This is a genomic window from Paenibacillus yonginensis (assembly GCF_001685395.1).
Classification (GTDB): domain Bacteria; phylum Bacillota; class Bacilli; order Paenibacillales; family Paenibacillaceae; genus Fontibacillus; species Fontibacillus yonginensis.
Genome location: NZ_CP014167.1, coordinates 4,084,232 through 4,095,000, shown reverse-complemented (window position 1 = coordinate 4,095,000; position 10,769 = coordinate 4,084,232). Strand labels below are relative to the sequence as shown.

Annotated in this window: 9 protein-coding genes, 1 tRNA gene and 2 rRNA genes (1 of these 12 cut by a window edge); 11 read left to right on the top strand and 1 reads right to left on the bottom strand. The window is 48.2% G+C overall.

The features are described from left to right. The 11 genes from AWM70_RS18655 to AWM70_RS18605 form a co-directional block, all read left to right on the top strand. Positions 1-495: ribosomal RNA gene (locus AWM70_RS18655) — 23S ribosomal RNA — on the top strand; it begins 2,563 nt to the left of the window's first position. Between the two features lie 210 nt (positions 496-705). Continuing rightward, positions 706-822, top strand: a 5S ribosomal RNA gene (gene rrf / locus AWM70_RS18650). Between the two features lie 184 nt (positions 823-1,006). Continuing rightward, positions 1,007-1,804 carry an RNA polymerase sigma factor gene (locus AWM70_RS18645; RefSeq protein ID WP_068698913.1) on the top strand — a complete coding sequence of 266 codons (798 nt, stop codon included), beginning with the start codon at positions 1,007-1,009 and terminating at the stop codon, positions 1,802-1,804. 34 nt (positions 1,805-1,838) lie between these two features. Further along, complete coding sequence (gene clpP / locus AWM70_RS18640; RefSeq protein ID WP_068698910.1) at positions 1,839-2,429, top strand: ATP-dependent Clp endopeptidase proteolytic subunit ClpP; 591 nt, start codon at positions 1,839-1,841, stop codon at positions 2,427-2,429. A gap of 288 nt (positions 2,430-2,717) precedes the next feature. Continuing rightward, positions 2,718-4,175 (top strand): IMP dehydrogenase, encoded by a 1,458-nt coding sequence (guaB, locus tag AWM70_RS18635; RefSeq protein WP_068698908.1) that lies wholly within the window; start codon positions 2,718-2,720, stop codon positions 4,173-4,175. A 127-nt stretch (positions 4,176-4,302) separates the two neighbouring features. Continuing rightward, on the top strand, positions 4,303-5,748 hold the full coding sequence (locus AWM70_RS18630) for a D-alanyl-D-alanine carboxypeptidase family protein (RefSeq protein ID WP_068698906.1): 1,446 nt from the start codon (positions 4,303-4,305) through the stop codon (positions 5,746-5,748). Positions 5,749-5,898: 150 nt separating this feature from the next. After that, the gene (pdxS, locus tag AWM70_RS18625) at positions 5,899-6,783 is read left to right on the top strand and encodes a pyridoxal 5'-phosphate synthase lyase subunit PdxS (protein WP_206093487.1); all 885 of its coding nucleotides are present in this window, start codon (positions 5,899-5,901) and stop codon (positions 6,781-6,783) included. A gap of 75 nt (positions 6,784-6,858) precedes the next feature. After that, entirely contained in the window at positions 6,859-7,428 is a 570-nt protein-coding gene (gene pdxT / locus AWM70_RS18620; RefSeq protein ID WP_068698901.1) for a pyridoxal 5'-phosphate synthase glutaminase subunit PdxT, read from the top strand. Between the two features lie 161 nt (positions 7,429-7,589). Next, a complete protein-coding gene (gene serS, locus AWM70_RS18615; protein WP_068698899.1) occupies positions 7,590-8,873 on the top strand; it encodes a serine--tRNA ligase in 1,284 nt (427 codons plus the stop codon). Positions 8,874-8,947: 74 nt separating this feature from the next. Then, a tRNA-Ser gene (locus AWM70_RS18610) sits at positions 8,948-9,036 on the top strand. Positions 9,037-9,170: 134 nt separating this feature from the next. Beyond that, positions 9,171-10,229 (top strand): tyrosine-type recombinase/integrase, encoded by a 1,059-nt coding sequence (locus tag AWM70_RS18605; protein ID WP_068698897.1) that lies wholly within the window; start codon positions 9,171-9,173, stop codon positions 10,227-10,229. Between the two features lie 129 nt (positions 10,230-10,358). On the opposite strand, the gene AWM70_RS18600 is transcribed toward AWM70_RS18605, so the two are convergent. Further along, positions 10,359-10,700 carry a helix-turn-helix domain-containing protein gene (locus AWM70_RS18600; RefSeq protein ID WP_068698895.1) on the bottom strand — a complete coding sequence of 114 codons (342 nt, stop codon included), beginning with the start codon at positions 10,698-10,700 and terminating at the stop codon, positions 10,359-10,361. Between the last annotated feature and the right edge of the window lie 69 nt (positions 10,701-10,769).

Sequence of the window (10,769 nt, the reverse complement as noted above, 5' to 3'; positions counted from 1 at the left end):
GTGGTACCGCATGGAAGGGCCATCGCTCAACGGATAAAAGCTACCCTGGGGATAACAGGCTTATCTCCCCCAAGAGTCCACATCGACGGGGAGGTTTGGCACCTCGATGTCGGCTCATCGCATCCTGGGGCTGAAGTAGGTCCCAAGGGTTGGGCTGTTCGCCCATTAAAGCGGTACGCGAGCTGGGTTCAGAACGTCGTGAGACAGTTCGGTCCCTATCTGTCGTGGGCGTAGGAAATTTGAGAGGAGCTGTCCTTAGTACGAGAGGACCGGGATGGACGCACCGCTGGTGCACCAGTTGTTCCGCCAGGAGCACAGCTGGGTAGCTAAGTGCGGAAGGGATAAGCGCTGAAAGCATCTAAGCGTGAAGCCCCCCTCAAGATGAGATTTCCCAATTAGTAAGACCCCTTGAAGACGACGAGGTAGATAGGCTGGAGGTGGAAGTGCAGCAATGCATGGAGCTGACCAGTACTAATCGGTCGAGGGCTTATCCAAAAAAGTACCCCACAAAGTGAAGAACAGCTTCGGTGCTGATTCCGAGTACTTTGGCGGGGACCCCGAGAACAACTAAATCGCAATTGATTGTTTCGTATCCAGTTTTCAGGTGATCAAACATCTGAACCGATTTTAAGCTGCATGTCCTTTCTAAGGTTTGATCTTTTGCTGAAGCGAAAGACGCGGAAGAGAAGCAGCGCAAAAATCATGTTTGGTGGCGATGGCGGAGGGGTTCCACACGTACCCATCCCGAACACGACCGTTAAGCCCTCCAGCGCCGATGGTACTTGGACCGCAGGGTCCTGGGAGAGTAGGACGCCGCCAAGCGAACTTAAACACCATTTCTGATGAGATGGTGTTTTTTTGTATACACTGAGACTTTTTATATATATCTAAGTGAATGGATGTGCCGGAAAGCTGTTTTAATACATGTTTTTTTATTTACCCGTATCTATTCACGAGTCACTTCCGTTTAAGTGATTGAATTGACAATTCGTAAGGAGGCAAAGCAATGGGAGAATCGTTAGGGATCCGAAGCTATGGTGGCCAACATGCCGGGGAAGGCGATTTCTCCGAATGGCTGGAGAAGCATCAGCAGGCACTTAAGGCTTACTGCCGATATTTGACCGGCTCGGAGTGGGAAGGTCAGGACCTGCTCCAAGAGATGTGGTTGAAGGTCTGGATCGCCAAGAAGCAGCAAAAAGAGCTGAAGGTCAATCGCTCCTATCTTCGGCGTACGGCTTACCACGCTTGGATTGACCGGTGCAGGAAATCTGATGTCTCGCGGAATTTAGAACATGACGTGGAGCTTCAGCTCGATGGGATCAAGCAACAGGAGGAAATTGATGCTGCTGCATTATATACAGCTATTGAAGACATGATCAAATATCTAACAGTCAGCCAGAGGGCAGCCTTAATGTTGATGGATATTTACCGTTTTACTGCTGCTGAGACAGCCGAGATATTGAATACGACAGAAGGGGCCGTGAAGGCATCCCTCCACCGGGCGCGGCAAAAGCTTAAACGGATTAACAAGCCGTATTTTCATAGTAAGGCTCCATATGGAGACGGAAGAGGAGAACGACTGCAGGAGGATGAACAGGCAGATATGGACGCAGGGGAAGCAGCAGAAGCCGATGCAGCAGTTGTATTTGCCTATATCGAGGCATTCAAAGCTCATGACATTGCAGCTTTAGCCGCTCTCTTTAACCGAGAAGGGCAGCGAAGAAGTGTTCCCGTTATGCGGACAATAAACAAAAATGCCGACATATTTGATCGTGTGTTTATGGGATTCCGGCAGGCGGCTTAGCCCCAGGGATCATTTTTCCAAAAAGGAGGATACAATGAACAATTTTATTCCTTATGTAATCGAACAGTCCAGCCGTGGGGAACGTTCTTATGATATCTACTCGCGGCTGTTAAAGGATCGGATTGTGTTTCTAGGATCGGCTGTAGATGATCAGGCTGCGAACAGTCTGATTGCTCAGCTGCTTTTTCTGGAGGCGGAGGATCCGGAGAAGGATATTTATTTCTACATCAATAGCCCGGGAGGATCTACTTCTGCAGGCTTTGCTATTTATGATGCGATGCAGCACGTGAAGCCGGATGTTCAGACGATTTGTATGGGGATGGCCGCCTCGTTTGCCGCGATTTTACTATTAGCGGGAGCAAAAGGAAAAAGATTTGCCCTGCCAAACAGTGAAATTATGATTCACCAGCCGCATGGCGGTGCGCAGGGGCAGGCCAGCGACATTGAAATCAGTGCCAGAAGGATTATTCGGATCAGGCAGAAGCTGAACGAAATTGCAGCCGAGCGGACAGGCCAACCTTTGGAGCGGATTGAAAAGGATATGGACCGCGATTTCTTTTTTACGGCAGAAGAGGCCAGGGATTACGGGATTATCGATAAGGTGATTTACAGCAGCCAGCATTAAATCTGCGGAACAAATTCAATTAGCATCTTTTGCATAAAGAGGCTTAATCCGGATGGGTTAACGCCTCTTTTTTTGCATATAATGTAAGAATGTCTTCTGCGTAAAGACATCCGTTTGCTCGCTGTGTGCTTTGTTTTTTGTCGTTCCTACAGCCTTGACAGCCCATATTGCCTTTGCTAAGATTGCAATAATATATTTTGGCAGAGGTGCCGCAAGGGTCTTATTATATAAGGAAATTCGGCTGTGTAGTAAGAAAAATAGAGGGATCAAATAAGGAGGATATTAGAGGTGTGGGAGAACAAGTTTGCTAAAGAAGGTTTAACGTTTGACGATGTATTGCTGATTCCGCGTAAGTCCGAAACTTTGCCTAAAGAGGTTAGTGTGTCCACGCAGCTCAGCAGTAGTGTAAAGCTAAATATTCCGCTAATTAGTGCAGGGATGGATACGGTAACGGAAGCGGCTTTGGCAATTGCGATTGCACGTGAAGGTGGCATCGGGATTATCCATAAGAATATGCCGATTGAACAGCAGGCGGAGGAAGTGGACCGTGTAAAACGCTCCGAAAGCGGCGTTATTACTAATCCGTTTTATTTGACTCCTGACCATCTCGTATCTGATGCAGAGCGTGTAATGGGCAAATTCCGGATTTCCGGCGTGCCGATCGTGGACGAGCAGCAGAAGCTGGTGGGTATTCTCACAAACCGTGACCTTCGTTTCATTCATGATTACAGCATTAAGATCAGCGAAGTGATGACCAAAGAGAACCTGGTAACGGCTCCGGTTGGGACAACCCTTCAGGAAGCGGAGATTCTGCTGCAGCAGCACAAAATTGAGAAACTCCCGCTCGTGGACAGCAACAATGTCCTTAAAGGCCTTATCACCATAAAAGATATCGAGAAAGCCATTCAATTCCCTAACGCTGCAAAAGATGCACAGGGCCGTCTGTTAGTCGGTGCTGCTATTGGCATTTCCAAAGATACCTTTGAGCGTACGGAAGCGCTGGTCAAAGCCGGCGTTGATCTGATTACCGTCGACTCTGCACATGGACATCACATTAATATTATTGATGCGGTTCGCAGCCTGCGTGAACGGTACCCGGATTTGACGATTGTTGCCGGTAACGTTGCAACTGGCGACGCAACCCGTGAATTGATTGAAGCCGGAGCTTCCGTTGTCAAGGTTGGCATTGGACCGGGTTCTATTTGTACAACACGCGTCATTGCAGGGATTGGCGTACCACAAATTACAGCAATTTATGATTGTGCTACCGTTGCCCGTGAGTATGGCGTACCGATTATCGCCGACGGCGGCATCAAATACTCGGGTGAAATTACAAAAGCCCTCGCAGCCGGCGCTCATGCCGTTATGCTGGGAAGTTTGTTTGCCGGTACGGATGAAAGCCCTGGCGAATCTGAAATTTACCAAGGCCGTAAATATAAAGTATACCGTGGTATGGGCTCCATGGGCGCCATGAAGCAGGGCAGTAAAGACCGCTACTTCCAGGATGATGACAAGAAACTTGTTCCAGAAGGCATCGAAGGCCGGGTAGCTTACAAAGGTCCTTTGTCCGATACGATTCATCAGTTGATCGGCGGTTTGCGTTCCGGCATGGGCTACTGCGGAACCAAAACGCTGGAAGAGCTTCGCAACGATACGGAGTTTGTGCGCATTACGGGTGCAGGTCTGCGTGAAAGCCATCCGCATGACGTGCAAATTACGAAAGAAGCCCCTAACTACTCCTTGTAAAATACAGGCTGGAAAGAACTGTTATGACAGACCGGGCATAGAACGCCTGGTCTGTCTTTTTTTTGGCGCATGGCCTATGATAGAATAGAAAACAGTTCTTAAGAGAAACACGAAGGGAGTTAATGTTTTGAAATCAACGGATAACAAGCAAAAATGGACAAAACAACGTAAATTTAAGAGAGCGATTGCTACTATTCTATTAATTCAGATGCTGACTGCTGCTCCTACAGCGATCTGGGCTGAGGGATCAGATGCAAATACATCCGCAACGAATACTTCTGTAACAACTACCGATACTTCCAGCAATACGTCTGCGAACACCTCCAATACGTCTTCTACGCCGGCGGCTGACAAGGCAGCTGAAATCGTAGTGCCGGCCATTCCCGATCTGGCCGTGAAGTCCGCGGTTTTGCTTGAACCGACTACTGGACAAGTGTTGTATTCTTTCAACAGTGAGGAAGCCCTCCCCCCTGCCAGCATGACCAAGATGATGACTGAATATATCGTGGCTGATCAGGTGAAGGAAGGCAAGATTAAATGGGACGATGTGGTCACCATTAAAGAAAATGCGGCGAAACAAACCGGTTCGCGTGTATATTTGGCGGAAGGTGAACAATATACAGTTAAACAGCTTTATATTGCGATGGCAGTTGGCTCTGCGAATGATGCTACGGTAGCTTTGGCCGAATTGGTGGGCGGAACGGAGCTCAACTTCGTGAAGATGATGAATGCTGAAGCGAAGCGCATGGGGCTGCCTACGGCGTATTTTGCCAACTCGACAGGTCTCAATATTGCCGATATGCCAGAGGGGTACCGGCCTGACAGCGATAAAGAAACCGTGATGTCGGCTATGGATGCGGCTATCCTGGCGAAATATATCGTGGACGATCATCCGGATTTCTCTGATTTCACAACCATTACATCGTATAAGCTGCGCGATCGAGATAAAGATCCAATTATTAACTGGAACTGGATGCTGCCGGGCAACGCCTCGAATACTTATTTGAAGCAGTTTGCTTATCCGGGCCTGGATGGCATGAAGACGGGGCATACCAATGCTGCCGGACAGTGCTTCACAGGTACAGCGGTTCGGGACGGCGTACGTCTGATTAGTGTCGTGATGGGGGCTTCTACGGAAGCCAAACGTTTTACTGAAACGGCAAAGCTGCTGGATTACGGCTTCAATAACTATACAATCAAGAAGGTCAGTGCGGCTAAATCGACAGTGCCGACGGCGGAAACGGTCAGCGTGAAGAAAGGCAAACAAACCTCTGTACCGCTTGTCACCGATCAGGACGTAAATTTTGTGCTTCCGAAGGACGTTGATCCAAGCGGAGCAGCTGTATCTGTTAATATCGACAACAAAGAGCTGACGGCACCGGTCAAAGGCGGAACCAAGGTAGGCACGGTTACTTATTCTTTTAAAGTGCAGGGCTCCAATGCGCCGATTCAGCAAACGGTCAATCTAGTAACCGCTCAGGACGTGGACAAAGCCGGATGGTTCAAGCTGTTTATGCGGGCAATCGGCGATTTCTTCCATGATTTGTTCGGCAGCATCAAAAACTTGTTCTAAACGCACGAAAATAAAGTAAATCCGAGTTCTATGATTGTATATTGGGCCTGTTTCATGTAAAATTTAAAGTTAGATTAAAGGATGGAATTCTTTACTTTCACTGGTTCAGTTAGACCTTTGACAGTAAATGATCTATACAACGGGAGGTTAATTATGGAGACAGGAACATCCAGAGTTAAAAGAGGCATGGCAGAAATGCAAAAAGGCGGCGTCATCATGGACGTCATGAACGCCGAGCAAGCCAAAATTGCCGAAGCAGCCGGCGCTACTGCGGTTATGGCATTGGAACGGGTACCTTCCGATATTCGTGCAGCAGGCGGCGTAGCTCGTATGGCCGATCCTACCATTGTCGAGGAAGTTATGAAGGTTGTAACGATTCCGGTTATGGCGAAAGCCCGTATCGGTCATTATGTCGAAGCTAAAGTGCTGGAATCCCTTGGTGTAGACTACCTGGATGAAAGTGAAGTTTTGACACCAGCCGACGAAGTATTCCATATCGACAAACATGAGTTCACCGTACCTTTCGTTTGCGGAGCTAAAGATTTGGGCGAAGCGCTGCGCCGGATCGGCGAGGGAGCTTCCATGATCCGTACGAAAGGCGAGCCTGGAACAGGCAACATCGTAGAAGCTGTTCGCCACATGCGTTTGATCAACAGCCAGATCCGCAAAGTGCAGAACATGTCGAAGGACGAGCTTTATGCAGAAGCGAAAAACCTTGGCGTGCCTTACAATCTGCTGCTTGAAGTTCACGAGAACGGCAAACTGCCGGTGGTTAACTTTGCAGCTGGCGGTGTAGCCACACCGGCTGACGCTGCTTTGATGATGCATTTGGGCGCAGACGGCGTATTCGTAGGCTCCGGTATTTTTAAATCGGACAACCCTGAGAAATTTGCCCGCGCCATTGTTGAAGCAACTACACATTATACAGATTACAAGCTGATTGCTGAAGTATCCAAGAATCTGGGTACACCGATGAAAGGCATTGAAATTTCCACGCTGGCTGCCAATGAGCGCATGTCCCAGCGCGGCTGGTAATCCATTCGAATAGATGGGTTCCATCCATTAACGGATATAACGGCTGTTTTTCCAGAGAGAAAGAAGGAACCGTTCATGAAGATAGGAGTATTGGCGCTGCAGGGCGCTGTTGCGGAACATATACGAAGCATTGAATGGGCTGGTGCCGAAGGCGTAGCCGTTAAACGGACCGAGCAGCTGGATGAGCTGGACGGGTTGATTATTCCCGGGGGCGAAAGCACGACGATCGGCAAGCTGATGCGCAAGTACGGCTTCATCGACGCTATTCGTCAGTTTGCGAGCGAAGGCAAAGCTTTGTTTGGCACCTGCGCCGGTTTGATTGTTCTGGCCAAGTCGATTGAAGGCGGCGAGGAGCCTCACCTGGGACTGATGGACATTACGGTTTCCCGTAATGCGTTTGGACGACAGCGGGAGAGCTTTGAAACCGATCTGGATGTGAAGGGCATCGACAATCCTGTCCGTGCGGTGTTTATCCGTGCGCCTTTGATTACAAAGACGGAAGCCGGAGTTGAGGTGCTGTCCACCTACAAGGATGAAGTTGTTACAGCTAGACAAGGCAAGCTGCTGGTAAGCTCTTTTCATCCGGAGCTGACCGATGACTATTCGTTGCATAAATATTTTCTGGATATGATAAACGGCGGGTAATTTTGAGGCCTGGAAAGGTTAAGGATTTACCCGAAAGGTGAAAAATAGAGGGGCGGGGGCAATTCCGCTCCTTTTGCCTTGAATTTTAAGATTATCGAATGTCATAAAAGCTGGAGTTGATCTGGCTTTATGCCTATGGTTCTGATTTAGGAGGGTAACCCATGTTGGATGTCAAAATTTTACGTAATGACTACGCCCGCGTCGAAGCCGCGCTGAAGGCAAGAGGCAAATCGCTGGACCTGATCGCTGATTTCCCCAAGCTGGACGAGAAACGACGCGAGCTGCTCCAGGAAAGCGAACAGCTGAAGAACCGCCGCAATGTGGTTTCGGCTGAAGTAGCCAAGCTGAAGAAGGCCAAAGAGAACGCGGACGAGATGATTGCCGAAATGCGTCAGGTTGGTGACCGGATTAAGGAACTGGATGAGGAAGTGCGTGTGCTGGAGGAACAAATTCAGCAGCTGACAATGAGCATTCCTAACATTCCTAGCGACAGTGTGCCTATCGGCGCTTCGGAGGAGGATAATGTCGAGATCCGCCGCTGGAGCGAGCCTCGTCATTTCTCTTTCAGGCCTAAAGCGCATTGGGACGTGGCTGTCGATCTCGGCATTCTCGATTTTGAAGCCGGTGCCAAAGTGACCGGTTCCCGGTTTACGTTCTATAAAGGATTAGGCGCTCGCCTGGAGCGTGCCCTGATCAGCTTTATGATGGACCTGCACAGCAATGAGCACGGATATGAAGAGATTTTGCCTCCCTATATCGTCAACCGCGACAGCCTGTACGGTACCGGGCAGCTTCCGAAGTTTGAAGAAGATTTGTTCAAATTGAAGGACAGCGATTATTACCTGATTCCTACCGCTGAGGTTCCGGTGACGAACTACCATCGCGATGAAATCCTGGACGGCGCTGATTTGCCGCGCTACTATGTGGCTTACAGCTCCTGCTTCCGTTCCGAGGCCGGTGCCGCAGGCCGTGATACACGCGGTTTGATTCGCCAGCATCAGTTCAACAAAGTGGAACTGATCAAAATTGTTCATCCGGATAGCTCTTATGAGGAGCTCGAGAAAATGACAGCCAACGCTGAGCGCGTGCTCCAGTTGCTTAATCTTCCTTACCGCGTGCTGAGCTTGTGTACGGGCGATATGGGCTTCACAGCGGCCAAGACTTATGATCTGGAAGTATGGCTGCCTGAAAGCGGTATGTACCGCGAGATTTCTTCCTGCTCGAACGTGGAGGATTTCCAGGCCCGCCGCGCGAGCATTCGTTTCCGTCCGGAGCCTAAGGCCAAACCGGAGTTCGTACACACGCTGAACGGATCAGGTCTTGCTGTTGGACGTACGGTTGCCGCTATTCTGGAGAACTACCAGCAGGAAGACGGCAGCGTGGAAATTCCGGAGGTGCTGCGTCCTTACATGGGCGGCATCAGACATATCACAAAGAAGAATTAACTTGCTGATGGCTTAAAAATATGATAAAATCTAATTCGTTACGTTGTCATTTAACGTCGATGACGATTTTATTTGGAGAGATACCGAAGCGGTCATAACGGGGCGGTCTTGAAAACCGTTAGGGTGCAAGCCCACGTGGGTTCGAATCCCACTCTCTCCGCCATACATATTAAATTGCTTGTCGCATAAGGAATTATGACGATTATGACTGAAACGCACTTGACTGTTGAACAGCGGTCTAGTGCGTTTTTTTGTGCTTGTGACCGTTAGACAAAAACCTAACGGGAGGAATTAAATATGAGTACAAGTACAGGAAAGACACCGCATAAGCGCGGGCAAAGAAAGAATAATTTAGATATTCCCCAGCGGTTTTTAGACCGTCTTACTCCTACGGTCTTGGAAACGACACATTCATCAACCTTAAAGGCTGACAAGACGCTTCCAGAGACATTGACTTTAGATAGGCTGTTTTACCGTTACTATTCCGCACGGCAAGCGGCAGGGGCGGCAGAACGTACTCTAGAGGATTACAGGAAACACATGAACTTGTTTCGTCGTTTCTTGGCTTCGGAGTACAACGGTCTGGATAACTTTGTACCTAATCGGGATGTTATTCGCTCGTGGATTTCATCTATGTTGACGGTGCAGAAATTAAAGCCCTCAACGATAAATATTAGACTAAGAACAGTCAAAGCAATGTTCAATTGGGCTATGAGTGAGAGAATAATTAAAGAATCCCCGTTTGAAAATGTAGAACTTTTAAAAGTGCCAGAAGAAGACTTTCAAGTTATCTCAAAAGCACATGAACGGAAGTTGTTTAACTGCTGTGAGTTGACCACCTTTACTGGATTACGCGATGCGCTATTAATGTCATTTCTGCTTGATACAGGGGTGCGTATCGGGGAGTGTATGAGAATCTTTGTAGAGGAAGTTGATTTGCAGAATCGCTCCGCATCTGTTCGGGCTGAATCAGCTAAAACCAGAAAAGCACGGACGGTGTATTTTGGAGCAAGGACACAAGAATTGTTGGTTATTTACCTTGCTTGGCATGAGAAAAACGGACAAGCCCCGAATTTGTTTCTCAATGAGTTTGGGCAACCATTAGATAAGAATTGGGCAACAAGATGTATTAGTTTCATCGGTAAGAAGGCAAAGATTTCAGGCGTACGTATAAGCCCACACACTTTCCGCCATACGTTTGCGACTCGCTATATAAAGGCAACAGGCGACCCATTCTCATTGCGGCGATTGCTCGGACATTCCTCTATGGAAATGGTCAACCGTTATGTCAATCAAGATGTCGCAGATGTTCGGGAGCAGTATGAGAAGTTTATGAACGGGGGAAATGAGTTATAATTTAACCCCTTACTCGGATTCAGAAGGGACTAAAAGCCGTTGTAATGAACGGATAGTGGAGTGTGCTGGGGGGGTGGCTGTCTTTTTGTTAGAAAAGAGTAACGGGAGCCTGTATCCTAGGCTCCCGCTTTATCTTTTGAAGCGAATCATAAGATCAACCATTTCACGTACTAAAATCAAATCTTTTGTTTGCAGGACTTGAATCTTGTTCACGATGTCGGAGATAATTTCAGCTTCTTTAGACTGACTGCTTGGTTGAACATGGTCAAATAATTCTTGAATAGTTATTCCAAGAGCGCAGCAAATTCTATATAGATTATCCATTGAAGGGGATTTCTCTGAACGTTCAACTTCTCCGATAAACGATACAGAGAACGACGACAAGTGAGCAAGTTCCTCCTGCGATATTCCCCGCCGTTTCCGATAATTACGAACCCTATCACCTATTATTTTTCCAATGTCATCGCTCATGCTACCACTCCTCTTTTCAAAGGTAGCTGAGCTGAATTGATCGACCAATCTTCAAAAGAAGATATTTTA